Raw genomic sequence first — 26,632 nt, 5'->3', positions numbered from 1 at the left:
TTTTAATTAAAACGCTGATTGAAAAAATTCTTCTTTTTTAAGCAACCGAGGAACATAACTTTTTAATACTTCCAAATACTTGTATTCATATTTCTTCAAATCTATATAGTACTTCGCGCTATTTTTTCTACCTTCAACTCCACGGGCCTCGTTCGCAATGGTTTTAATATCATTTATCATTGCATGATATGTATTTTTGTTTTGGGAACTATCAAATAAAACAGCAAGATGTTTATTCATCTCATCAATAAGATTCGAAGAACCTTTTGGGGCTATGAACGGAAGAACCTTTTTCTTTCCGAATATGTAATCGGCTTTTTTATTTTTACCATTCATATAGTTAATGTCAACTCCCGGTTGAACATTATAGCAATAAACATTGAAGCATACTCCTTTTCCTGAGTCTTCAACTGAATATGCTTCTAACTGAATTCCTGAAGCAAGTTTATTATCTTTTTTGAAAATTGGCGTTGCACGGTACAAAACATGATTGCCTGTATTTTTTACATAGTCCGCAACTTCATTTTCATAAGGTATCATTGCTTCATTCAAATAGCGCGTTCCGGTAATTAAATTATTTTCTTTTTCTTTTCCACCAAGCTGATGAGCAAGCAGGTGACATCTGTTATAAAGATACGGTGGCTGCGAAGTAACCAGTCCTTTATATTTCTTTTGATTCCATCCCGATGGTCTTATTCCCACCATATTCTCTCTTTCACCCACAGTGTCCAATATATCAGTTCCTATATTAGCAAATACAACTCCAGCTCTTTTTTGACTGTCCAGTGGACTTGTTTCAATAAAGGATTCCGAACTTTTTTTCTGTTTTGGAGTAAAAGATGGTCTATTTCCATTCAATTTAACAACTTTTTCTCCGGTGTATGACGGAACTTCTTTTCCATTTATATTTACACCTGTTTCAATAGATTCATCAGCCAAATAATCAGATAGGATATGGGAATAATAAAGTAATGCAGCAAAACTATTACATTTGCCTTTTTTACTCCCAACTAAATTATTAATAAAACCAAAGTCACAAATTTTGTTAACAGTATTTTGAAGGACTTCTTTTCTATTTTCCTGCTGTTTCTTAACCCTTACACATTCATGTTCCCAGGTATTATGAGAACATTCTAATACCGTTTTTCCAGAAACATCTAATTTTTTCAGCTTTGAAACGCCCGAAACTTTTCGCTGTTTTAAGTATTTAACCTTGTCTTCTCCAACTCCATCAGCTTGCATACTACAAAGATATAATGCGCTCAAAAGCATCTGAACATTTTCATCATTAACTTTTCTTGGCAAACTTTTCCCAAATAGTATTTGCGGAACACATGTATTTGTCTGCTCTTCATCACAAGCCACTGCAGTCGTTGCTAAAGAAAAGAAAAGGAGACAGCTCAAAAGCAGTACCCATATGCGTTTAATCATTATTTCTGCCTTTCAAATTTAATGCCATCAAATACACCGAATTTTTTACTCGACTTTACTTTGTAATTGAGCGTTATATTACCATCAGGTGTATCTGCAACAGGATCTACTTTTATCGTTATTTTATCACCGACATGATATTTATAATCCTTTGCCTTTTTACTTTCAAATGAAACAACAAATTCCGAACATTCTTTTTCCTTTTTAGGTCTTTTAACTTTTTTAACACTCCAGTCTTCTATTTGAGTGTCTTTTTTGCCACCGGATATTGTCATTTGGATAGCATATCCCTCTGCAATGTACGCTGCCGGAATAGATAAATTTTCTCCATCAAAAGAGATTTCTACCTCATCCAGATTGATATCTTCTGATTTTTTACCAAACCAAAATCTATTATCTAATGCTTTTGTAAGGAAAATTTCATTTCCATTTTCATGTAAAATTGCATTTATCCGTTTCTGTTCTTCATCTGAAACTTGCATCTCATTGGCTAATGCAAATAACAATTCTATATTGAGATACAAGGCTTCACTTACAGGAGGTAATTCTACTTTTCGCTGTTCTTTCAACAACTTATTATACTTTTTGATTTCCTCTTTTTCTCTTTTTGTAGAATCTTTATCTGCTTCAATTTTTTGGATTTCCTCCATATATGTTTTGTTCAAAGTTCTTTGCTCGTCAACCAGAACATTAACATTGCCAAGCGCAATTTCGTAGGCTTTCTCCAAATATAGCTCATCTTTTGTTAAGATATTTAAATCCATGTATATCTGAGCCACAAAATATCTAAGGCTCCAGTCATCATCCTTTGTGTTATCATAAATTTCAGAACAATAGCTATTGGCAAGTTCAATATATTCTGCCTCGCTTAAAGTTTCTTTTGCCGCAATGATGACCATAGGAAGAACATTTGCTTTGTCTGTATCTTTACGAAAAATCCGAGTTGAAACAGATTCATACTGCCTAATTGATTCAATGCAATTCTCATAATCCTCTGAATTATAATAGTCCTTTACCAATTCCAGCCAATACCGACCAAAATTCTGATAAGTATCCTTATGAGATTTGAACCATTCAATTTTACTGATAAGCTGCGAATCTGGTTTAGATTTCCATTTAACAAAATCTTTTATTGCCTCCTCCGATAAAGCATAATCTCCATCAAAATTGTAATCTCTTACCATATCAAACATATAGCTCAAAGCATTTTTTGTACTGTTATGTAATTCAGTTAGCTCTTGATCTTCAAGTTCCCATCCATCTTGTATATATTGAAGATCTGCCTGTGAAGTAGCCGCCTTATAACTGGAAACAGAGTCAACTGCCATATAAAGAACAGATGCAGCAGACTTTAATATACTTCCAGACTGAACAGCACTTAATACCCCAACAGGATTGGGAATTTTCTGACGAAGTGCTTGCGCACGATTCTGCTCATAGATATACTCCAGTCTTTTACGCTTTACTGTAATCATCCTATAATTCTCTATCGTATCCATAAGACTGGTAATCTCTGCCTGTGTTTCCGTATCTACAGCATTAGGATAAATATCATTAACCAGCGAAGAATATGCCTCTTCCAAAAACATCTGATTTCCACTTGATGCATTTATTTCTTGGGTTAGTGCGGACATATAGTTCAACATATTAACAGAATTTCGCTGTGTAGGAGTTAAACTTGATTCTTCTACGTCTTCAGAATCAATGATATCGTCCGCTTCTGCTTCGATATCCTCTGCAATTTTATTATTCGCTTCTTCAGTTATTTGATTTTCAGATGTTGATGATGAATTGTCATTTACATCTGTCCCCGTACTTTGAGCACATCCTGACAATACTATGGACATTGCAGTCATTACTGCACATAATTTTGTAGCATAGTTCTTTTTACACATGGTTTCCTCCGAAGGTACGTTTACTTTTATGAACTGTTATTTTTAATTATAGCATAACAGCCAGATTATACTAATACAATTTCATGCTTTACACGTTATTCTGTAATATTTCTTATATTCTCCAAAATAACCATTCTCTCTCAGCAAAATGCCAGTTTCTTTATCTCTGGATTTTCATTTTCAATATTTCGAAACAGCTCTTCCATTCTCTGTCGTGCCTGTCTGGTGTTTCGTTTTCGGAATTTTTGTTCACACATACAATGTATCGGTCCGTTTTACATACTCTATTTTAATATGGTGTTCTTCTTCCCAGACAGGAATTAATTCATTTATTCTTACTTTTTCCACCAAGCCGCTACAATATTTACAACTCTGATACCTGTATTTTTAGCCCAAAAAAGACACCGACCGCCGTCAGTGTCTTTCTCAATATTCACAAATAGCAAATCATCTCATCAATAAGATTCTATGTCTTCACATCCTTTGTATATTTTACAAGTCTCTTTGTCCTCTCTCCTAATATGTATTATGCAGCATCAATTCGCAATTGAAGTGACCGTAAAAATCTATTAAAGCTTGGAGAAAGATTGCATTCCAGATTTAACTCTTTACCAATTTTATCTGCCCATTCGCACTTTGCACTTCCGGTTACACTATAGCTATTCTTAGACTTTTTCTTTAAAGCTGCCAGTCCACCGGGATATAACATGTTTGCCAACACTTCCCATGTATCACATATGCCATCCTGCTCATAGGCTTTCAAATATTTTTTCTTTGCATTTGGGTAGGCACTGGTAATAGCATTCTCATCTCCTAATAACCACGCCTCCATTTCTTTTACAGCAATACAAACTACCCAGTCAATTAATTGCACAGATTCTTTTGCAATTTTGTCTAACGCATTTTGGAATTCTGTGCAATCACGTTTATCATTGTCCAACACAACAACAATAACTGCCTGCGGCATTTGCGCCAGAGAACGATCAAACCCTCTCAAATATAAAGGAAGATTATTCAACAATCCGCTTCCTTTGCGTTCCTGTAGACTTCCATGTGTTGATAAATGTCCAATCCCGTTAAATGATTTTATATTGAAATCAATAAATATATCTGGATACATTTCCTTTATTTTTTCCATGATATGATTTACCAAAATCTCTGTTGATTTATCTTCTATCAAAAACTGAAAATACATAGTTCTCTCCCATCATCCGAAATATTTGCTATACCACATGTCCCCTAACGGAATTCCTTCTTCTGAAAGTTCTTTTACAAATGCATATTCTGACGCTCGTTTAACTTTTGAAAAGCCATCATCACCCTTTTCAAGTACCCACACATTTTCTGGAGATAACGCATTTACAAAAAAAGGACTATGTGTAGTAACGAACAACTGCTTTGAAAATCCCGTCCCAACACTTTTCACCATTTCATCTGCCAGAAGTTTTAAATATTGATGATATAATCCGTTTTCCGGTTCTTCAATAAATACTAGCTGACGTGGATTACTTTCGTGCAATAATAAATAGTAAGCAAACAATTTCAGAGTACCATCAGACATCTTCGGAGAATAAATCGCTTTCTCAAATCCTTTTTCCCAAAATTTAAGCATCATTTGTCCATTGTCAAATTTGACCGGCTCAATTTTCTCAATATTGGGCAGTTTTGTTTGAATTTCTTTTAAGACTTTCGTAAACTCCCTTTTATTTTCTCGATACATATACTGCGCAACATTATTTATGTTACTTCCCGTACGATTCAAATATGGCTGTGGTGCCGCTGTTTGCAAAGTACGCGCAGCATCTGGTGAAAAATAACAGAGATACCAGCTTTTTAAAAAATTCAAAAATTTTTCAATTCGCTCATATTGTTTCATTGCTCCCAAAGTTACAATACCAAGTTTTCTGATATCAGCCAATTCTACATCTACTTTTTCTCCCTGCACGCTACGTCCATCATCATCTGCACCGCCTTCTTTTCCCTCATACGCATAACCGCGCCCATTTTGAAGAAGTAAAAAAGATAACGGTCGCCCTCTCTTGGTTACGCGTTGACGCAGACGTTCCTCTTTTACATATGGACGGCCCATAGAATCTTCATCTATTTCCAGTTCATATGTGATTGGACGTGTGTTACTCTTTTCTCGATAATATAATTCAAATTTTACAGGTTCTTCAACTCCCTGTGAACGAATTTGCTGGAAACCACCTCTGTTTTTTGTATCACAAGCTTCTTCTACACCCATCTCCAAACAATCGGCCAAAAATCCAAATGCATCTGCAAGTGTACTCTTTCCATTACCACTCGGCCCAATGATGGCTGTAACATTTCCAAGAGCATCCCCCTGTTGATAGTTTAAAGTTTTTCCCATTACAATATCTCTAAGTGGACCAAAATTTTTAATCTGAACACCTTCAATTTTTCCCATATTGACCTCTTTATTCCTTTCTACACACATATTTTCAATTACCATAATAGATGTATTCCATTACTGTACACTATCCTTATTCTGCACTTTTTCATAATGGATAATATCTCCGAAGTCACAGTCCAGTTCTGCACAGATTTTTTCCAGGACTTTTAGAGACACCAGTTCTTCTTTTGTCATTTTTGCCATGGTACTGCTGCTGATTTCAATACGGTTCATCAAATCAACTTTTTTCATGTTTTTATCGATCAATAATTTCCATAATCCGTTGTATGATACTGCCATATATTTTCCCTCTTTAATATCAAATTTTTGTTCTTATTGTACCATAGACATTCTTTATCTTCAATTACAACTTCAAACGGATTCTTCGATTTTCCAAATCTTATATTTAGAAAGTCTGATTCCCTCATTCCCCCTTCATCCTTAGTATAAGGTCATTATATGTCGTTTTCATCAATCATACAACTCGTAATATTAACCGAATATTAGTACGTATATTCATGAATTTTGCGAATAGTGTTTATATTCTAAAATATTTTATGCTTAAATATTAGCTTCTTCTATCTTGAGTTATATCTCTTTATCTTATGCAAAAAAAGACACTGCCCTCCGTCAGTGCCCTTCTCTTCTTTATGCTCTTTCCATTGCTTCTTTGTAGTCTTTTGTATCTGTAAAAATCTCGTTCTTCCACGGATTCTTTTTCTGTACTTTTGCACGTTTCAGGATGTATGCGAAGACGAATACATTCACTGCAAATGACAGTACGGAAATAATTCCCTGTGCGGTCGGTTCTGCGGTAGTCGGCATACTGCTTCCCATTGCTGCTGCGATGCCGCCCTGTCCGTATACGGAAGTGACTGTTGTAAAACGGCTTGCATTCTGGAACAGCGGGAATACCTGTGCGAACATGCACCAGAGTGCCAGCGTGTTGGCACGGTTCTGTATCCAGCCGCCTTTGTTCCAGAGTGCTGCTGCAAAGGTCGGTGCGAGCAGAAGTGCGAGACCGCAGTACCAGGAATGTATAGGCAGGTTCAGATATGTATACTGGAAATTCCAGATGTCATATGCAAGGACATATACCCAGATCATGTCCGGCCAAAGCATATCTTTTTTGTCTTTTGAGGAGTAGATTCCCCACCAGCCTGTCATACAGAAAATATTCAAAAGACCGGCCAGTCCGTTTAATACGTTCCACCAGCCGCCGTAAAGCCATACGCCTTCGGAAGAAAGCCACCAGCCACCTGCCAGAGAACCGGCACGGACTGCTGATTCAAAGTCTGATACTACCGCGATCAGGATGTTGATTGCAACGATAATAAACGGAAACGCTTTAAATCCATGAGATTTTCCGAGTTTTCCCCAGTGATACTTAAGAATCATAAATCCGATACAGCCGGCTGTTGCAGCATACAGTTTTGCATAATGGAACCAGCTGTTCATATGCACGTACGTATCATTATTAAGTGCCCATTCAGCTCCCATTGCTGCACCGACATAGATAGCAATAAAATACACGGTAAGTGCTGCAGGAAGAATCAGAAAACATGCAATGCCGCCTGCTTTGGATCTTCTTGCGATTTCATTCATTACGACAAGTCCGGTAAATACCAGCAGCCATCCAAGAAGCTGCCATCCGGCTGTCTCTCCATAGATTTGAAAAAACATACTCTCTCCCTCTTTCTTTCCTTTACTCTACTTCTATTTCCTTAATGTTGAACTCATTTCCCTGCAGTAAATATGTGTGCTCGCTTCCGCAATGTGGGCAGATCCTGCCATGCTCCACGGTCGGATATGTCTTCTGACAGTCTTCACAGTATGTAACTGCAGGTAATGTTTCCACCACTAATTCAGATTCATTGAACAGCGGCCGTTTTTGGGCCGCCCACGTCCAGCAATTCTGCAGATAGGACTCGATCACTGTCGAGACCTCCCCCAGCTCAAGGGTGACTTTACGAATATGTGTCACCTTATTTTCTTCGGCCACCTTTTCAAGGTGGTCCATGATATGAAATGTTACTCCAAGCTCGTGCATAACGCTTCTCCTTTACCCGAGAGCTGCTGCACAGCTCTTATTTTTTCTTTTTGAATTTCACTTTGATCGACTGCTTCACCATATTCGGAAGAATGTATTTCAGTTTTTCTTCGGATGTATGCATCACAGATGCTCCCGGCAGTCCTCTGTGCAGATGTATTGCATCAAACATACATTTCGTAGTACAGATACCACAACCGATACATTTATTCGGATCCACGACAGATGCGCCACAGGACAGGCATCGTGAAGTTTCTTTTTTCACCTGCTCTTCGCTCAGGCTCTGTGACAGATCACGGAAAGTTTTTGCCTGTTCTTTTACATCGGCTTTCGGCGGAATCTGACGGCTGGATGAGTCGTAAGTTTCCACTTTAATATTTTCTTTATCCAGTTCAATGAAATCGCGTCGGTTACGTCCGATGGTCAGTGTACAATTCTCATGCACATAACGATGCAGAGAAACCGCGCCTTCACGTCCGGCTGCGATCGCATCGATAGCAAATTTCGGACCTGTATAGACGTCACCGCCTACAAAAATATCCGGTTCGGAAGTCTGGTAAGTCAGTTTGTTGGCAAGTGCGCCGCCGTTCGGGCGAAGTTCCACATGAAGATTGTCCAGCATATGGCCCCAGTCGATTGCCTGTCCTACGGAAAAGATCACATGACGACACGGCACTGTCACTGTATCATTCTCATCATATTCAGGTGAAAATCTGCCCTGTGCATCAAACACACGAGTACATTTTTTGAAAACGGCGCCTCTTACATGACCGTCTTCTTCCAGAATTTCTTTCGGTCCCCAGCCACAGTTCAGCTCAATTCCTTCTTCGAGAGCTTCTTCGATTTCTTCGTTGCTCGCCGGCATTTTTTCTCTTGTTTCCAGACAGAACATGGAAATCTTCGCATCGGTACATCTGCTGCTGACTCTTGCCGCATCAATGGCTACGTTTCCGCCGCCGACCACGACCACATCACCTTCAAGCGGGAAGCTTTCTGATCCACCTGCTTTTCTTAAGAAATCCACCGCCGTATATGCACCTTCGGCATTTTCTCCACTGATTCCCGGTTTTCTTCCTCTCTGACATCCGATTGCAGCATAAAATCCTTTATAACCCTGCTCTCGTAAATCTTCGATTGTAACGTCTTTTCCGACTTCTACACCACAGCGGATCTCTACGCCAAGCTGACGGATCACATCGATCTCTGCAGCAAGAAGATCTTTTTCCAGTTTGTAGGACGGAATTCCATAGCGAAGCATGCCGCCCGGTTCTGCATTTTTTTCAAAAATCGTCGGTTTGTATCCGGTCAGTGCAAGGAAATATGCACATGATAAACCAGCCGGTCCTGCGCCGATAATCGCGATTTTTTCTTTAAATCCACCTTTCAGTGACGGAATTGTTTTTTTCGGAATGAAGCGTGTCTCTGCATTCAGATCACGTTCTGCGATAAAGCGTTTAACTTCATCAATTGCTACCGCTTCGTCGATCGTGCCTCTTGTGCAGGCATCTTCACAGCGGCGGTTACATACATGTCCGCAGACAGCCGGAAGTGGATTGTCTTTTTTGATCAGCGCAAGTGCATCCTCGTAGCGACCTTCTTTTGCGAGCTGCAGATATCCCTGTATGCCAATATGTGCCGGACAGGCTGTTTTGCACGGTGCAGTACCTGTATCATAGCAGTTGATGCGGTTCGTATCGCGGTAGTTGTGTGACCACATATGTTCGCCCCATGGCTGATCACCCGGAAGCGGGATACGTGGATATGTAATCTCACAGCCTTCTTTATCACAGAGTTTCTGTCCCAGTTTGACAGCACCTGCCGGACAGGCCTCCACACATTTGCCGCATGCAACACAGTTCTGTTTCTCAACTTTTGCAATGTATGCAGAACGGGACATATTCGGTGTATTAAAAAGCTGTGATGTACGAAGCGCATAACAGACATTTACGTTACAGTTACAGATAGCAAAAATTTTATCTTTGCCATCAATATTTGTGATCTGATGTACAAAGCCGTTTTCTTCTGCCTGTCTGAAAATATCCAGAGCTTCTTCTTTCGTAATATAACGTCCGTCTTTCTGCGTCTCCACAACGTAGTCCGCCATGTCTCCGATCGCAATGCACCAGCCTTCCGGATCATCTGCACAGCCTTCGTTATGTGTCAGTCTGGAACGACGGCAGGAACATGGACTTGCAGCATATTTTCCCTCGTATTTACTGAGCCAGTAGGAAATGTGTTCCAGATCTACAGACTCATTTTCCATCTCAATTGCTTTTTCTACAGGGATGACATGCATGCCTATTCCGGCACCGCCCTCCGGTACAAATGGGGTGATTTTTTCCAGCGGCAGGCGGGACATATGCTCAAAAAATGTTCCCATCTCCGGATTGGATTCCAGAATTTTTGCATTCATATTAAAAAATTCTGCGCATCCCGGTACATACATCGGCAGGACATACTGCTTCTCATGTGCAGCGTTTTCCCAGTTGTATTCGAGAAGGCCTTTGCGTGACATTTCTTCCAGAAGCGCCTCACATTTTTTCTCTTCCATACCAGATAATTTCACGATCTCCGGCAGTGTTTTTGGCTTTCTCACCCCAAGTTTCAGTGCCAGTTCTGCTTCCTCATCGGAAAGCACTCCGGCCAGTCCCCAATACTCCGGATCGTTTCTGGTGATCTTTTTAAGGCCCAGTTTCTGCGGAATACGGTCCGTGATCTTTTTACCCAGTTTCGCAATTGGTTCACGAAATGGTTCATTCGGATCAGGCGTAAATTCCGGGTAAACATAATCCGGATAAAGTTCTTTGTCGAGTCCTTTTTTCATCTCTCTTTCCTTTCCCTTCTCTCTGTTTCTTTTTATGATTTCCAGTCAGCAACCTGCTTTTTCAGCCATGTTGTCCATGCCTCTATACCTTCTCCTGTCTTTGCACTGACCGGGAAAATCTCTGCTTTGGGATTTCTCTGATGAATGTATTTTTTCACCAGTTCCATATCGAAATCAAAGTATGGAAGTACATCAATCTTATTGATCAGAACAGCATCGCATACTTCAAACATCAAGGGGTATTTCAGCGGTTTGTCATGTCCCTCCGGAACGGAAAGAATCATCACATTTTTGGATGCACCTGTGTCAAACTCGGCAGGACAGACGAGGTTTCCCACATTTTCAAGAATTGCCAGATCTACATCTTCAATGCCCAATCCTTCGATCCCCTGCTCTGTCATTTTTGCATCCAGATGACACATGCCGCCGGTATGTAACTGGATTGCTTTTGCACCTGTTTCTGCAATCGCAAGTGCGTCCACATCCGAATCAATATCTGCCTCCATAACACCGATACGGAAATCATTTTTCAGTGCTTCTATCGTTTTTTTCAGTGTTGTCGTCTTACCGGAACCGGGTGATGACATCAGGTTCATCAGGAATACGCCTTTTTCTTTCAGCCTGGCTCGAAGCTGGTCAGCCTGTCTGTCATTGTCTGCAAACACGCTTTCTTTAATCTCAAGAATTCTAACTTTTTCCACCTGCTTTTATTCCTTTCATTAATATTTCCACCATTTCTTTTTTGGCCTGTTCATAGGTCAGTTCATTCTGGTACAGAACATCTGACTCCATAAAACGGATTACAGTACCTTTTACCATTGCCATGACTACCGGAATGGAAACTTCCCGTATCAGACCTTCTTCCATGCCTTTCCTCAGGTACTGTTCTGCCTGTTCCCATCCATTGTTTACTGACCGCATCAGATGTCTGTATGGCTTCGGATATTTCTCCGCAAGTTCGTAAATCCGGCTCAGTCCAATGTTGGAATATTTCTCCGGAAGCGCGCACAAAAGCTTCTCCAGTTTCTGTACCACATTCAGGCTTACGTCCGCCTCCAGTTCTTCCTGCATACTGTATAAATCTGCTGCATAACGGTCAGCCACCGCTACCAGAACTGCCTGTTTGCTTTCAAAAACGGTATAGATTGTCTTTTTACTGATTCCCAGCCGTTTCGCCAGATCGTTCATTGTAAATTTCAAACCGTTCTGTTTAAATTCCTCAACCGTTGCATCAATAATTTTTTCCCGCATTCAATCCTCCATTTGGAAACCCGGAAACTCTTTTAAGTTTTTCAGTTTCCACCATTGTAGCATTTTGACAAAAAAACGTCAATCTCAAAAAGGCTCAAAAAAAACCGAATCCTCTTCGGATCCGGTCACTTATCATTCTTTTTCAGTTGTCTGTCTCCGGCCATACGAAATGCGCATTTCCGGCTTCGAGTCCATCGATCAGGATATTCTGGCCGGTGCAGAAACGGTTGGTCACGGTCATAAAATATGCCCAGTCAGCAGTCTCTTCTACAGTCATCCATCTCTTAAGCGGCGTCTGCTCCATGATCTCGTCCCACAAAGCTTTATCTTCCATGACAGGTTTGTTCAATTCTGTAAGGACTCCGCCAAAATCAAGACTGTTGCATACTGCACCGTATTTTGCAATGCGCAGGGCAACATTTTTTGTATAGGAAAGAACTCCTCCCTTGCTTGCTACATATTCAGGAAATTCCGAGCCGTTGTGTCCGCTGGCAGATCCGATCATCAGTACCGATCGGATGCCCGGACGAATCCCGTATTTTTCTGTAATGCCTATGGTCCCTTTTAAGTTTACATCAATATCTTCTTCGTTCTGTACACCTGCATTGTTAATCACAATATCAAACGGCTCCAATTCCGGATACTGCTCTTTTGCCCGGATATCCATGCAGATATGCGTATAATTCTTATGCTGTATTGATGCATCTTTACGGTCAATGCCTGTAACATTGTGTCCTTCTTTCAGAAATTTTTCTGCAATTCCTTTTCCGATACCGGAGCTCGTCCCTGTAATTAGTACTCTCATTATGGTTCTCCCTCTATTTATTCTCGTCCTCATTTTTCATCTGTGCGCGTGCTTTTCGCGCAATTCCGGTGTTGCTGTTCATGATACTCGCACGGGTAATTTTGTCATTGCCGAACTTCTGACGGATTGCATCCATCGTAGCATCCAGCTTTCTGTGGCGCTCTTTCTGCTCATTGTCTTCGAACAGAGACATCTGTTCAAAGCTCTCGTCCGTAAGGTTTGTAAGTGCCACCCCGATCAGCCGAAGTGGCTCCCCCTTCCATGATTCGATAAACAGTTTTTTCGCATTTTTGTATATCTCATCTGTCATGTCCGTTGCATTCGGAAGAGTTGTCTGATGCGATTTGTTTCGGAAATCCAGTGTGCGGAAAGTTACCGATACGGAGGTACATTTTTTCTCTTTTCTGCGCATCCTTGTCGCTACAACATCGCACTGTTCCAGAAGGATCGGAAGCACCTGTTCTACGGAAACAATATCATCATTAAAGGTTGTTTCCACACTGAAACCTTTTGCTTCTTCCGGCTGTGCCCTGACCGGAGAATCATCAATTCCGCGCGCATACTGCCAAAGCTGATGGCCAGCTTTGTTCCCGAGTAAAGTCTGGATTTCCGCCTCTCTTGCATGTGCCATATCACCGATCGTATGAATGCCTGCTTCTGTCAGTTTCTTCTCGGAAGCTTTACCCAAGAACAGAAGATCACGTACCGGAAGCGGCCACATCTTCGTCGGAATCTCCTCTGGAAAAAGAGTATGCACCTTATCCGGTTTCTCAAAATCAGATGCCATTTTTGCCAGAAGTTTGTTCGCAGAAATCCCCACATTTACTGTAAAACCAAGCTCATTTCGTATCTTGTCTTTGATCTCGTGAGCCGTCCGAACCGGATCAGGATAAATCAATGAAGTGCCTGTCATGTCCAGAAAAACTTCATCAATTGAAAAAGATTCCATTACAGGCGCATAGGATGCACAGATCTCTTTGAACGCTCTGGAGCATTTGATATACAGTTCAAAATCACTTTTTGCAATGACGAGGTCCGGACATTTTCGGAGTGCCATTGCCACAGGTTCTCCTGTCTGAACTCCGTATTTTTTTGCCGGAATGGACTTCGCCACAACGATTCCCGTACGCTTTTTCGGATCTCCTCCAATGCAAGCAGGGACACTCCGGAGATCCGGAAGTCCCTGTTTCACTCTGCGTACCGATTCCCATGAAAGGAACGCACTGTTTACATCAATATGAAAAATTAAACGATTCATAGCTTTACTGAAGGTACTGGTTGGATTTCCAGATCACACTTACCAGTCGTGCAATACATGCTTTCAGGTCTTCGATCTTTAAGGTTCCTTCTGCCAGTTCTTTATGCATGTTGTCATGGTCTCCGAAACATCCCGGCATCACGAGGTCGTTTCCGGCTCTCATACATCCGGATGCGGTGCATTTCTCATCAACTTCTGTTGTTGTCCAGTCTGTCATGATCATACCCTTGAACCCCCATTCATTACGTGCGGTCTCTGTACAGAGATCATAATTATTCGCTGCATGAACACCGTTGATCAGGTTATAGCTTGTCATGATAGACAGTGGCTGAGATTCTCTGACTGCGATTTCAAATCCTTTAAGGTATACTTCGCGGAGTGTACGCTCGGAAATCACACTGTCAGATCCCATACGGTTGTCTTCCTGGTTGTTACATGCGAAATGCTTAATGGTTGTGCCACATCCATAGTTGGACTGTACACCTTCTGTCATTGCTGCTGCGATGGTTCCTGCCACATACGGATCTTCAGAATAATATTCGAAGTTTCTTCCACAGAGCGGATTTCTGTGAATGTTCATTCCCGGTGCCAGCCAGAGTGTCACACCGAAATATTCCATCTCTGTACCGATCATCGCACCAACTTCACGGATCAGTGCACGATTCCATGTCTGTGCAAGCAGGGTTCCTACAGGAATCGCGGTACAGTACTGATAGTATCTCTCGCCCGGAAGTTCTCTGGAATCATCGTAGAAAAGGCCGCCTTCCAGACTGAATTCAAACGGCATGGTCACAATGCTTCCATCGTTCACGTGGTAGTATTTCATGAGACGAAGTCCCGCCGGACCGTCTGCCAGTACGATACTTGCCAGGCCTTTGTCGATTGCACAGCGGTGTGTTTCACCTGCGGATCCCGGAACAGAAATACCTGCCACACCGAGGTTTCCGCCCTGTGCTTTGCCCGGATCTCCGGCTGCCAGATCGATCAGCTCTTTTTCTGTCAGTGTGTTGACAAAATCCAGCGCATCTTTTTCACAGAGTTCACTGTTTTTCTTATATTCGATGACTTCTGTCGTAAAATCTGCCGCATACAGCTGCGCAACGTTCAGATTCTGTTCTGCTGCCAGTTTCTCTGCTTCTTTTTCGCGGGATGAAGTTTTTCCGGAAGTCTGTGTTTTTTCATCCAGTTCCTGCTTCAGCGGGAAAAGATTTTTTACCTGACGAAGAATCACTTCGTTATCAAGTTTTACACCGCCGCACAGTTTTGCATCTGCAAGGCTGTTGCCGATCCAGATTCCATAGAATCCACTTTCCAGAATCCATGCGGCTCTCTTTTCATCATAGGAAGTCAGATGTTCCAGAGAAATTTCTACAGTGATCTTTTCGCTTTCATCCGGTTTAAGTTCAGATGTTTTGGCATAAGCCACGAGACGATGTGCCTCTTTTTCGAGGATGCCGCCCGGAAGAGATGTGTACACCTGAACGACCTCTTTACCGGAAACTTTGCCGATATTTTTCACCTGTACGGAGACAGTCAGTTTTTTATTGTCCAGACTTTCCAGACAGTAGTCGTTTATCTCAAAGTCCGTATAGGAAAGGCCAAATCCGAAGCCATAACGTACCGGCACGTCAAAAGTATCAAAATAACGATAGCCGACATACATACCTTCTTCATAAACTTCCGTCTCAACATTTCCATTATTGTGGGAAAATGTCTCTGCATTCGGATAATCTTCGTATTTATATGCCCATGTATCGGTGAGCTTTCCGGATGGATTCACCTTACCGGAAACAACATCCGCAAATGCATTTCCGCCTTCCATACCAGGCTGTACGATCGTCAGAAGTGCTTTAATATTGGTAAACTCATCCATAAAAGAAAGATCTACCTGTGCACCTGCATTGATCACAACGATGACATTTTCGTAATTTGCACAGATATCTGCCAGCATCTTGTATTCTTCATCTTTCAGATAATAATCGCTCTTGTCTGCCTGACGATCCGCACCTTCACCGGCAATGCGGCTGGGCACATAAATTGCAGTCTCTGCTTCGTCACCTGCTGATTTCTTAATCTTGTCTCCTGCCGGCATGATAAATGGCGTCGTACTGTAGACCTCAAAGAAACTCATGGTGTCCGCACCATATCCGGTTCTGGATAAAATATCATTTTTCCAGTCCTGACGGGCTTTGTCATAAATATCGTTGTATCAATTGATCCATGCTCCTGTAGTAATCTGGAATCCGGCATTTTTCATGCCCTCACAGATGGAAACCTTTTCTCTTTCGTTGACGTCTCCGGAACCGGTGCCACCTTTGATCGTCTTACCTGCACCTGCTCCATAGAGGGCTACCGCGCTGCCCGCTTTCAGCGGAAGGATATGATCTTCATTTTTCAGAAGAACCATTCCTTCTGCTGCTGCACGTCTTGCGACTTTACGGTGCTCTGTTTCCCATGGCTGGATTTCCGGATTCATTGTACCGGAAAATGTTCTTTCTTTTAAAGTACGTGTCATGATTATTCCTCTCCGACAAAATCTGCAAATGTTTCTTTTACTTTTGCCTCATCGTCTGTATCTGCATTCAGAATCAGCGGTTTGCTGAGATCCAGACTGAAAATTCCCATAATGGATTTTGCATCTACGTAATATTTTCCACTCTGCAGATTCATGTCACAGTCAAATTTGCTGCAAAGCTTGTTAAATTTGTCCGCATCCTGCATGGATACGATCTTTACTGTTAATTTTACCATAATCTGACTCCTTTTTCCATTTCTAATCATATTCGTGCGGATATTCGAAAACCTTTTTCGTAATCCATTTTTCAGATAAAATATTTTCTGAGAAGGTAAGTCGGGGTACAGCTCCATGCATGACAGTAGCTGTTGACAATACTTCCGCCATACGGAGATTCTGCCGGATTTTCCGGATTGTAAAGTTCCCAGAAGGTATCTGCTCCATGGCTCAGCATGCCGCCCCAGTAATATTTCATATAATCCATTGCCTGTTCTTTTTTGCCGCACTTAAGAAGTGCTTCCACAAAATGATGGGTCATATACGGAGAAACCATTCCTTTTTCCGGATTCAGTGCAATGACTTTATCAAGGATTTCTGCTCCTTCTTCTGCGGATACTGCACCGGCAAGTATCATCCACACCTGGCTCGCGTAATTGAGCTGTTTTTCCTCTCCGCTTACAAACAGGCCGCTCTCCGGATCCAGAAGATATTTCCTTGCAGATTCTGTCTTTTCTTTTGCTTCTGTTGCAAAATAAGCAGCCTTTTCTGTATCACCAAGTACTTCCGCGATCTTCTGTACTTTCCCTGCGCAGTAGATGTATACGCCCTGCATGGCACTCTGTTTATTAAGTCCATCGGTCCAGTCAATAAATCCCCAGAAACCTTCGCCGTTTTTCAGCAGATTTTTTTCATCAAACCACTCTTCTGCGATTTCCATCTGACGATATGCGCAGGCACTTAAATCTTTTAAGGTTTCTTTGTCACCGGACGCTTCATAATAATCGTAAAGCGTTGCACCGAAGAACATAGAATAATCAAGAAGGAAGGTGTCATCTACGATGAATTTCGGTTCTGTGAAGAGACATGCACTTACCTGTCCATTATCTTTCGTCTGCGCTGCAAAGAGATACAGACATCTTTTTACGAGATCCATGTTATGGAATGTTTCATAATTTGCAAGTGCCTGCAGACGAAGGTCTCCGAGCCAGAGACGACGGTCTCTCTTCGGTCCGTCCTCAAATACAGACTGCATGCAGTTTTGCAGCGTGCGGAGGCTAACACGGTCAAGTCTTCTGATCATCTCGTCATCACTTTTTACCGGCTCCACATCTTCGATACGAACTGCGGAAACACTGGTGCAGCTTACATCTTCGACAACGAGCTGCCATTTCAGGGAGGTATCAATTGCCTCAATCTCCATGTAACGGAATGCATATCTTCTCGGAAGTTTCAGTTCTGCCGGAAGGACATCTACATGGATAAATTCTTCCTGAATCCAGCCACGGCTGATCCATCCGTCATAATCTTTGGAATCCTCTGTGATTTCTTTTGCAATCTCTGCAAATTTCAGTCTGAAAAATGCCGGTGCATCCTGCGGACTCCCTACAGAGTTTAATTTCAGTGTAACATATCCTACCTGATGATCACCGAAATCCAGACAGATCTTATCTCCTTTTGCAAGATGATAGGAAGAGAGATTTTTGATGTCGTCCTTCTTATTAACATCCGGATATACATTTTCTGTTTTTACGATATCTACGATGGAAACAGGGCGAACCACTGTCTCCAGAAGCTTCGGTGCACACGCCTCTGCTTTTGCAACAAATGCATCATTGGTCACACGGACCATGTTAAGATCTATACTTACCTCTGCCATTATGCGTTTGCTCTCCTTTCATCAAGTTCTTTGATAATCTGTGGATAAATCTTATCCAGATCATAGAACATCATAGTAACAATTGTTGCAATATTTGTGATAATCGGAACCCAGATGTACATGGCAGTAATATAGTGCTGTGCTGTCACTGTCTGGATCGTCTGAGTTGCATCAAATCCACCAAACTGAAGCATAGCAGCTCCGACACTGCTTGCAATTGCCATACCAGCTTTACCTACAAAGCCATTTACTGCAGAAAGAGTTCCGGCTGTGTTGACACCGCTTTTCCATTCACCATAATCAACCGGGTCAGGCTGCATTTCAACTTCGTTCATTTTTATAACCTCCAAATTTCTTTCTGCCATTACTTTACTTCTTTTTTACATTTCTTCCAATTGTGATTTTTTTTGTAAAACACTGACTTTTTTTTCGATTCAGATGATGCTATACTGAAAATATCGAATTGCAAAACGAGATCTATTATATAAAGAAATAATTCTGATCTATCAATATTTTGAGGGGCATTTATGAAACTTACAAGAGAGGATTTTCGAAATTATATTAAAGACTATAATGATGACGAAATTTTTTACAGAGATTTATATTTTCAGGAAAAAAATCATCCGGAAGCTTTTCATGACTACTGTCTGAATCTGGACCGGCAGTTTATTTCCAACCACCGTCTTTTTGTTCCGGAGCTTCAAAAAGAAGCATGGTACCCCTATATGGAGGAAAAAGACCTCTTCGGTGATCTGACCGGAAATATCATGTTCTCAAAGCATTACCGGTATACACCGATATTTGATCATGAGCATGAGTTTTTTGAAATTATCTGCGTATATAACGGAACTGCCCATACAACAATCCAGGGAATGGCTCATGAACTCCATACCGGAGATATCTGCATCATACCGCCTCATACCACGCACAGTATCGGAATTTTTGATGACAGTCTCGCTTTTAATATCCTGGTCCGTGGCTCTACTTTTCAGTCCACTTTTTTCCAGTCGCTGACTGCCGACAGCGCACTTGCCCATTTTTTTGCACACGTACTTTATCGTAAAACTGAGGGGAATTATCTGATTTTCCATACTTTTGATGATATCCGCATCCGTGATATGCTGGAAAATCTTTATATCGAATATCTCGGGCATGAAAAATACAGCTACACCTTCCTGAATTCCATGCTGATCATGTTTTGGGCAATGCTTCTTCGCTATCACGAAAATGAGATTGAGTCCATTCTCACAAAAGATACCGGAAGCGGCTCTATGACAGAAATTCTGAATTATCTGAATCATCATTATCAGAATGCTACTCTTGGAAGCACCGCGGAACATTTTGGCTACAGTACTTCGCATTTCAGTACACTGATAAAGGAAGGAACCGGCCAGACTTTTCTTCAGATCATCCGTGACATTAAGCTGAACCAGGCATGCCGCGCGCTCCGTGAAACCAAACTCAGCAACCACGCGATCTGTGATCTGGTCGGCTATGAATCACCGGAACATTTTATGCGGACTTTTAAGAAAGCCTACGGGATCACTCCGGGTGAATACCGCAAAAAACATAAAATTTAATTTATTATTGAGGTTTATATGATACGTAAAAATACAAAAAAGAAAGCCCGTTCCATTGAGATGGTAACGGGTTCTTTGTGGAAAAATATTCTTTTCTTCAGCATTCCGCTGATGTGCTCCCAGCTTCTGGAGGTCATGTTCAATTTAAGCGATGTTGCTGTTGTCGGACATTTTGCCGATTACAAAGCACTCGGTGCTGTTGGTTCCACTACACTTCTGGTCACCTTGTTTACCGGATTTCTGATCGGTATGGGCAGTGGTGTCAATGTCCGCGTCGCGCACGCGCTTGGTGCAAAAAATCACGAAAATACCGTAGAGACCATACAGACTTCTCTTTTTCTCTGTACATTGATCGGGCTTCTGATCGGAACAGTCTGTTTCTTCTTTTCAGGAGGAATGCTCCGACTTTTAAATACAAAAGATGATCTGATCGATCAGGCTTCACTCTACCTTCGGATTTATGCTCTCTGTATGCCGGCAATGGGAATCTATAATTTTGGTAATGGTGTTTTGAGTGCCCGTGGCGAAACGAAGCGACCTCTTTATTATCTCGCGATTGCCGGTGTGTTAAACGTACTTCTGAACCTGTTTTTTGTCATTGTATTTCATATGGCGGCTGCAGGTGTGGCAACTGCAACTGCGATTGCCCAGTACGTTTCTGCCGGCCTTATCATGATTCATCTCGTACAGCGAAAAGATGAATGTCATGTTTCCTTAAAAAATATCCGATTTCACAGAGATGCGGGTGTCCGGGTACTGATGATCGGTATTCCCGCCGGAATCCAGAGCGCAGTTTTCGCCATTGCCAATCTTTTTGTACAGGCAGGGGTTAACTCCTTTAATACTATTACAGTCTCCGGAAATGCAGCCGCCACCAATGCGGATTCATTGATTTTTAACGTGTTATATGCTTTTTATACAGGCTGTTCCAGTTTCATGAGTCAGAATTACGGTGCCAGAAACAAAAAAAGAGTTTTAAAAAGCTATTTTGTCTGCCTTTTTTACTCTTTCTTTGCCAGTGTCCTTCTGGGTGTGTTGCTGTTTGTTTTTGGTCATCAGTTTCTTTCATTGTTTGCCACTGACGCGGCAGTCATCGATGCCGGCATGCAGAGGATACGGATCATGGCTTTTTCCTATGCTGTATCCGTATTTATGGACTGCACAACTGCAGCATCACGTGGAATCGGCAAAACGATTGTCCCGACCATTATCATACTCCTCGGTTCCTGTGCATTCCGTATCATATGGATCTACACGATCTTTGCCTGGATTCATACCATTCCGTCACTTTATCTGCTGTATGTTTTTTCGTGGCTTATCACTTCAGCCGCAGAAATCATTTATTTTATTATCAGCTATCGGAAACTGAAATGTTAAATAATTGTCATTTTTTTAAATTTTCATTGTTTTTTTATTGCTTTTATTGATGAATTATGTATAATTAACTCTATGGGAAGTAGGAGCATTCTACTTCTTAAAGGTTAAAGAAAGCCATCGTGTAGATGGCTCTATTAAAGAAGAGAGGTAAATGTAAGATGGCAAAAATCGATTTAACTAAGTATGGCATCACTGGTACAACTGAAATTGTGTACAATCCTTCTTACGAAGTTTTATTCGAAGAAGAGACCAAAGCAGGTCTTGAAGGATTTGAAGTAGGCCAGGAAACAGAACTTGGCGCTGTTAACGTAATGACTGGTATCTACACAGGACGTTCCCCAAAAGACAAATACATCGTTATGGATGAAAATTCCAAAGATACTGTTTGGTGGACTTCTGATGAATACAAGAACGACAACCATCCTGCAACACAGGAAGCTTGGGCAGCTTGTAAAGAACTTGCCAAGAAAGAACTTTCCAACAAGAAACTTTTCGTAGTTGACGCATTCTGCGGTGCTAACGCTGATACTCGTATGGCTATCCGTTTCATCGTTGAAGTTGCATGGCAGGCACACTTTGTTACAAACATGTTCATCCAGCCAACAGCTGAAGAACTGGAAACATTTGAGCCGGATTTTGTTGTATACAATGCTTCCAAAGCAAAAGTTACAAACTACAAAGAACTTGGCCTGAACTCTGAAACAGCTGTAATGTTCAACATTACATCCAAAGAGCAGGTTATCATCAACACATGGTACGGCGGAGAAATGAAGAAAGGTATGTTCTCTATGATGAACTACTTCCTTCCACTGAAAGGCATCGCAGCTATGCACTGCTCCGCTAACACAGATATGAATGGTGAAAACACCGCTATCTTCTTCGGACTTTCCGGAACAGGTAAAACAACTCTTTCCACAGACCCGAAACGTCTCCTGATCGGTGATGACGAACACGGCTGGGATGACAACGGTGTATTCAACTTTGAAGGCGGATGCTACGCTAAGGTTATCAACCTTGACAAAGAATCTGAACCGGATATCTACAATGCAATCAAACGTAACGCTCTTCTTGAGAACGTAACAGTTGATGCAAACGGTAAGATCGATTTCGCTGATAAGAGCGTAACAGAAAACACTCGTGTTTCCTACCCAATCGACCACATCGAAAAAATCGTTCGCCCGATTTCTTCTGCACCGGCAGCTAAGAACGTAATCTTCCTGTCCGCAGATGCATTCGGTGTACTGCCGCCAGTATCTATCCTGACAGAAGCTCAGACACAGTACTACTTCCTGTCCGGATTCACAGCTAAACTTGCTGGTACAGAGCGTGGAATCACAGAGCCTACACCTACATTCTCTGCTTGCTTCGGTCAGGCATTCCTTGAACTGCATCCGACCAAATATGCAGAAGAACTTGTTAAGAAAATGGAAAAGAGCGGAGCAAAAGCTTACCTCGTTAATACAGGATGGAACGGAACAGGCAAACGTATCTCCATCAAAGATACCCGTGGTATCATCGATGCTATCCTGAGCGGAGCCATTCTGAACGCTCCTACAAAGACAATTCCATACTTCAACTTCGAAGTTCCTACAGAACTCCCGGGTGTTGATGCAGGAATCCTTGATCCACGTGACACATATGCAGATGCTGCACAGTGGGAAGAAAAAGCAAAAGATCTTGCTGCAAGATTCGTTAAGAATTTTGCTAAATACGAAGGAAATGCTGCTGGTAAAGCACTTGTTGCTGCTGGTCCTCAGGCATAATTTCATAATCGAAAGCAATTTCAGGGGCTGCCGTTTTACGACAGCCCCATAATTTTATATGAAACGAGATGATAACAACATGAGTTGGTACAACGAAGCTATTTTTTATCACATTTATCCGCTTGGTCTTTCCGGAGCACCGAAGCAGAACGACTACAGTACACCGGTACATCGCCTGAACACTCTTCTTCCATGGATTGACCATATTAAAGCAATCGGCTGCACTGCCCTGTACATCGGGCCTCTTTTTGAAAGTGTCGGACATGGTTATGAAACAACCGATTACAAAAAACTGGATTCCCGTCTTGGAACCAACGAGGATCTGACAACTTTTGTAAAAGTCTGCCACGAAAAAGGAATCAAAGTTATTTTTGACGGTGTATTCAACCATACCGGACGTGATTTTTTCGCCTTTAAAGATATCCGGAAAAACAGGGAGCATTCGCCATATCTTAACTGGTACTGCAATGTCAATTTCTATGGAAACAACGAATACAATGATGGATTTTCCTATGACAACTGGGGTGGATATAATCTGCTCGTCAAACTTAACCAGCGCAATCCGGATGTTCAGAATTATATCTGTGATGTGATCCGTTACTGGGTTTCTGAATTTGATGTAGATGGCATCCGTCTTGATGCTGCCGATGTCCTTGATTTTGATTTTATGCGTATGCTCCGTCGTACTGCCGAGGAAGTCAAGCCGGATTTCTGGCTGATGGGCGAGGTTATCCACGGTGATTACAGCCGCTGGGTAAACGGTGAGACGCTGCACAGTGTCACGAATTACGCGCTTCACAAGGCACTCTACAGCGGTCATAATGACCACAACTATTTTGAGATTGCCCATACGGTCAAATATTTACAGAATATGGGAAATCTCGATCTTTATAATTTTGTGGACAATCATGATGTCGAGCGAATTTATACAAAACTGTCCAATAAAGCGCACTTTACACCGGTTCATATTTTGCTCTATACTCTTCCGGGAGTTCCGAGTATTTATTATGGTTCTGAGTTCGGAATTGAGGGCCGCAAGGAGCGTTCTTCTGATGACAGTCTCCGCCCTGCCCTTTCACTTGATGATTATGAAACTGCTCTGGGAGACAATCCATGTACTGCCCTTATTGCAGCTCTCGGACAGATCAGACAGCACACACCTGCATTAAGTTACGGAAGCTATGCAGAACTGCACCTTACAAACCGTCAGTTTGCATTTGCACGTGATCTGAACGATGTGCGTGTCGTTGTAACAGTCAATAACGATGACAATGCTGCTTCCATGGATCTTCCTGCTGGAAACTCTGTGGAATACATCGGTGCACTGTCCGGTCAGAAAGTCGCTGTACAGGATGGCCGTATCAATGTAACTGTTCCGGCAAACAGTGGCGAGATCTGGGTACCTGCCGGCGATATGCCTGAGTATAAACCATTTAAGGTTGAGATTTCGGTGAAAGAGGAAACAGTGACAGATGAAGAATCCATACCGGCTGATTCTGAAGCACCATCCTCCGCCACAGAACCGGTTCATTTCGATCCGAACAAGTCGCCGGAAGACATGTCTGTTGCAGAATTACAGTCAACCATCCTTGCCAAAATGGCAAACAACGGTCCGGTTAGCGATCAGATGAAGAAAACTGTCAATGAAAACATCTGGCATGATTCCCTTGTCAACTGGTTAAAGAGTTTCCGTTGATATTCTTTCCTTTTTGAGGCAATGCAAAAAAAAGAGCTGCGTACCACCGCGAGATCATAATCTCGTCAGGTACGACAGCTCTTATTTTATAATTTTTACGCTCTGTTATTCACACTTCCTGTCAGTCTCTGCTTCATTTCTCCACCAAGCATGGTCACAAATACACTGACTACAAAAACTGCGATGCAGCGATCGAGATAATCGGTCAGGAACTGAACTACAAAAATGCTTCCGGTCAGGCCAAGTGGTGTATGTGAAAGAAGCTGCACCAGAATTGAAGATCCGGAAGAAGTAACTCCACCAAACAGCACTGCGTTGATTACAGAACTTACCACTGTTCCCGGGACAGTGATCATTGCAGCTGCCGCCAGCACTTTTACTCTCTTTACGGACAGTTTGCGAAATACAAGACCACTCATAATACCGGTGATCATTCCTACCGGCGCAAAATACAGGGAATAAATATCGACTGTCATTCCCATGAAGATTCCGCTGATCAGATTTGGAAGCATTCCAAACCATGGTCCCAGAAGTGCACCGGTCAGAATCGTACCAATGCTATCCAGATAAACCGGAAGTTTCAGAAGAAGTGCGATCTGTCCTCCGGCAATATTAATTCCGACTGCCAGCGCTACCAGACAGATCTGATAGGCATTGATCTTGCTGCCGGCAGTATTTTTCTTTGTGTTATTTACGTTGTTCGCTTCCATGTTTGCGCTCATTTTTCTTCCCCTTTCACAGTTCATGCAGAAGTTTTAAGTCCTCGTCGTTCCATTTGCTGCCATCTTCTTTCTTAAGCACACGTACCATAAAGAAGCGGAAAAACTTCTCCGGATCCGTCTCTGTAAGAATATGACTGTTCGGTTCTTTTTTCCAGAAATCCATAGAGTCTACTACCGTCTGTCCACGACAGATACCATCGGTTGCAACGGCTGTAAAGCTGTCAAATCCACTACACATTGACCTGTCAATGAAATATGCCACTGCAAGTGGATCATTGATCACGCATCCGATGATGCCTTCCTGATCCCAGTGAAAATCCATATAAAATCCTGTGATCTTGCGGATGAACTCACCATTTTCTTTGTCGAGGCGGCACATATATTCCAGACGATTCGGTGTCAGCACGATTTCTCTGGTGACATCCAAACCGATCATATGAATGATATTGCCTTCTTTTTCAAAAAGATCATATACAATGGCAGCCGCATCCGGGTCACACCAGTAATTGTACTCCGCCACCGGTGAACAGTTTCCGTGACTTCTGAAATTGCCTCCCATAGACACCAGTTCTTCCACATTTCGGATAAGGTGTGGCTTCTTCGAAAATACTTTTGCAAGATTTGTCATCGGACCAAGAGCAATGATCGAGATCTTTTCTTTTTCCAGAATCTCTGTCAGAAAATCCACCGCACTCTGCTTTTCACACCCGCTGGAAACTTCCGGGAGAAAACTTTCCCCAAGTCCGTCCATTCCATGTGTATCACGTGCATCGATATATTCTTCCCGAAGTGGTGCATCTTCTCCGATATAGACCGGAATATCCAGTCTGTTTAACTGTTTGAGGACTTTTTTTGCATTGACTGCTCCCATATCAGAAGGTACATTTCCTGATACAGTCGTAATCGCCACAATCTCCAGCTCCGGAGAATTGACCGCAAGCATGATGGCAAGTGCGTCATCGATCCCCGGATCACAGTCTATAATAATTTTACGCATAAAAAAACTTCCAACCTTTCCCTTTTCTATGTAAAAATCCTCCACAGAAAAGGTATCAACGATCGGAAGATACCTAAATGACCTAGTTTTTTATACTGGGAGGGTTTCGAACCAGTTATTTAATTTCTATGAAACTTTCTGTAGTATAACAAAAGAATTCCCGAAATGCAAGTCTATTT

Annotated in this window: 23 protein-coding genes and 1 riboswitch; of the genes, 4 read left to right on the top strand and 19 right to left on the bottom strand. The window is 42.0% G+C overall.

All coding sequences use genetic code 11. The features are described 5' to 3' along the window. Positions 1-6: 6 nt before the first annotated feature. The 17 genes from BQ7344_RS14725 to BQ7344_RS14650 form a co-directional block, all read right to left on the bottom strand. Positions 7-1,431 (bottom strand): DNA/RNA non-specific endonuclease, encoded by a 1,425-nt coding sequence (locus BQ7344_RS14725; protein ID WP_072523151.1) that lies wholly within the window; start codon positions 1,429-1,431, stop codon positions 7-9. Further along, positions 1,431-3,326 carry a hypothetical protein gene (locus tag BQ7344_RS14720; RefSeq protein ID WP_072523150.1) on the bottom strand — a complete coding sequence of 632 codons (1,896 nt, stop codon included), beginning with the start codon at positions 3,324-3,326 and terminating at the stop codon, positions 1,431-1,433. The genes BQ7344_RS14725 and BQ7344_RS14720 overlap by 1 nt, the downstream gene beginning before the upstream one ends. A 526-nt stretch (positions 3,327-3,852) precedes the next feature. Continuing rightward, positions 3,853-4,521 (bottom strand): DUF4276 family protein, encoded by a 669-nt coding sequence (locus BQ7344_RS14715; RefSeq protein ID WP_072523149.1) that lies wholly within the window; start codon positions 4,519-4,521, stop codon positions 3,853-3,855. A gap of 12 nt (positions 4,522-4,533) precedes the next feature. After that, complete coding sequence (locus BQ7344_RS14710; RefSeq protein WP_072523148.1) at positions 4,534-5,754, bottom strand: AAA family ATPase; 1,221 nt, start codon at positions 5,752-5,754, stop codon at positions 4,534-4,536. A 60-nt stretch (positions 5,755-5,814) separates the two neighbouring features. Then, positions 5,815-6,039, bottom strand: a complete 225-nt coding sequence (locus BQ7344_RS14705; protein WP_072523147.1) for a helix-turn-helix domain-containing protein — start codon at positions 6,037-6,039, stop codon at positions 5,815-5,817. Between the two features lie 348 nt (positions 6,040-6,387). Beyond that, positions 6,388-7,422 carry a DUF5692 family protein gene (locus BQ7344_RS14700; protein ID WP_072523146.1) on the bottom strand — a complete coding sequence of 345 codons (1,035 nt, stop codon included), beginning with the start codon at positions 7,420-7,422 and terminating at the stop codon, positions 6,388-6,390. A 22-nt stretch (positions 7,423-7,444) separates the two neighbouring features. Then, positions 7,445-7,789, bottom strand: coding sequence for a hydrogenase maturation nickel metallochaperone HypA (locus tag BQ7344_RS14695; protein WP_072523145.1), 345 nt, complete (start codon positions 7,787-7,789; stop codon positions 7,445-7,447). A gap of 37 nt (positions 7,790-7,826) precedes the next feature. Beyond that, entirely contained in the window at positions 7,827-10,613 is a 2,787-nt protein-coding gene (locus BQ7344_RS14690) for an FAD-dependent oxidoreductase (RefSeq protein WP_072523144.1), read from the bottom strand. Between the two features lie 32 nt (positions 10,614-10,645). Then, entirely contained in the window at positions 10,646-11,314 is a 669-nt protein-coding gene (hypB, locus tag BQ7344_RS14685) for a hydrogenase nickel incorporation protein HypB (protein WP_072523143.1), read from the bottom strand. Beyond that, entirely contained in the window at positions 11,301-11,864 is a 564-nt protein-coding gene (locus BQ7344_RS14680) for a TetR/AcrR family transcriptional regulator (protein WP_072523142.1), read from the bottom strand. Before BQ7344_RS14680 ends, hypB begins: the two co-directional genes overlap by 14 nt. A 142-nt stretch (positions 11,865-12,006) precedes the next feature. Further along, a complete protein-coding gene (locus tag BQ7344_RS14675; RefSeq protein ID WP_072523141.1) occupies positions 12,007-12,669 on the bottom strand; it encodes an SDR family NAD(P)-dependent oxidoreductase in 663 nt (220 codons plus the stop codon). A gap of 13 nt (positions 12,670-12,682) precedes the next feature. Further along, the gene (locus BQ7344_RS14670) at positions 12,683-13,927 is read right to left on the bottom strand and encodes a DNA polymerase Y family protein (protein WP_072523140.1); all 1,245 of its coding nucleotides are present in this window, start codon (positions 13,925-13,927) and stop codon (positions 12,683-12,685) included. A 4-nt stretch (positions 13,928-13,931) separates the two neighbouring features. Further along, entirely contained in the window at positions 13,932-16,058 is a 2,127-nt protein-coding gene (locus BQ7344_RS14665) for a glycoside hydrolase family 3 N-terminal domain-containing protein (protein WP_235816129.1), read from the bottom strand. A gap of 78 nt (positions 16,059-16,136) precedes the next feature. Next, the gene (locus tag BQ7344_RS16610; protein WP_235816128.1) at positions 16,137-16,442 is read right to left on the bottom strand and encodes a glycoside hydrolase family 3 C-terminal domain-containing protein; all 306 of its coding nucleotides are present in this window, start codon (positions 16,440-16,442) and stop codon (positions 16,137-16,139) included. Between the two features lie 2 nt (positions 16,443-16,444). Next, positions 16,445-16,678, bottom strand: coding sequence for an HPr family phosphocarrier protein (locus tag BQ7344_RS14660; RefSeq protein WP_072523139.1), 234 nt, complete (start codon positions 16,676-16,678; stop codon positions 16,445-16,447). A 71-nt stretch (positions 16,679-16,749) separates the two neighbouring features. Next, the gene (locus BQ7344_RS14655; RefSeq protein ID WP_072523138.1) at positions 16,750-18,318 is read right to left on the bottom strand and encodes an alpha-L-rhamnosidase-related protein; all 1,569 of its coding nucleotides are present in this window, start codon (positions 18,316-18,318) and stop codon (positions 16,750-16,752) included. Then, a complete protein-coding gene (locus tag BQ7344_RS14650; RefSeq protein ID WP_235816127.1) occupies positions 18,318-18,653 on the bottom strand; it encodes an MFS transporter in 336 nt (111 codons plus the stop codon). The genes BQ7344_RS14655 and BQ7344_RS14650 overlap by 1 nt, the downstream gene beginning before the upstream one ends. Before the next feature lie 192 nt (positions 18,654-18,845). Here BQ7344_RS14650 and BQ7344_RS14645 point away from each other — a divergent pair, with 192 nt between their 5' ends. The 4 genes from BQ7344_RS14645 (at position 18,846) to BQ7344_RS14630 (ending at position 24,734) form a co-directional block, all read left to right on the top strand. Further along, on the top strand, positions 18,846-19,898 hold the full coding sequence (locus BQ7344_RS14645) for an AraC family transcriptional regulator (protein ID WP_072523137.1): 1,053 nt from the start codon (positions 18,846-18,848) through the stop codon (positions 19,896-19,898). A gap of 18 nt (positions 19,899-19,916) precedes the next feature. Further along, entirely contained in the window at positions 19,917-21,275 is a 1,359-nt protein-coding gene (locus BQ7344_RS14640) for an MATE family efflux transporter (RefSeq protein WP_072523136.1), read from the top strand. A 158-nt stretch (positions 21,276-21,433) separates the two neighbouring features. Continuing rightward, positions 21,434-23,038, top strand: coding sequence for a phosphoenolpyruvate carboxykinase (ATP) (gene pckA / locus BQ7344_RS14635; RefSeq protein WP_072523135.1), 1,605 nt, complete (start codon positions 21,434-21,436; stop codon positions 23,036-23,038). Positions 23,039-23,117: 79 nt separating this feature from the next. After that, positions 23,118-24,734, top strand: a complete 1,617-nt coding sequence (locus BQ7344_RS14630; RefSeq protein WP_072523134.1) for an alpha-amylase family glycosyl hydrolase — start codon at positions 23,118-23,120, stop codon at positions 24,732-24,734. A gap of 95 nt (positions 24,735-24,829) precedes the next feature. Here the strand turns inward: BQ7344_RS14630 and BQ7344_RS14625 are convergent, their stop codons facing one another. After that, a complete protein-coding gene (locus tag BQ7344_RS14625; RefSeq protein WP_072523473.1) occupies positions 24,830-25,456 on the bottom strand; it encodes an ECF transporter S component in 627 nt (208 codons plus the stop codon). Between the two features lie 13 nt (positions 25,457-25,469). Then, positions 25,470-26,453, bottom strand: a complete 984-nt coding sequence (locus tag BQ7344_RS14620) for a nucleoside hydrolase (RefSeq protein WP_072523133.1) — start codon at positions 26,451-26,453, stop codon at positions 25,470-25,472. Between the two features lie 76 nt (positions 26,454-26,529). Beyond that, a riboswitch (PreQ1 riboswitch) is annotated at positions 26,530-26,574 on the bottom strand. Between the last annotated feature and the right edge of the window lie 58 nt (positions 26,575-26,632).

It is taken from the genome of Blautia sp. Marseille-P3087 (assembly GCF_900120195.1).
Lineage (GTDB): Bacteria > Bacillota > Clostridia > Lachnospirales > Lachnospiraceae > Blautia_A.
The sequence above is the reverse complement of the archived record's forward strand: the minus strand, read 5'-3'. Positions and strand labels throughout refer to the sequence as shown.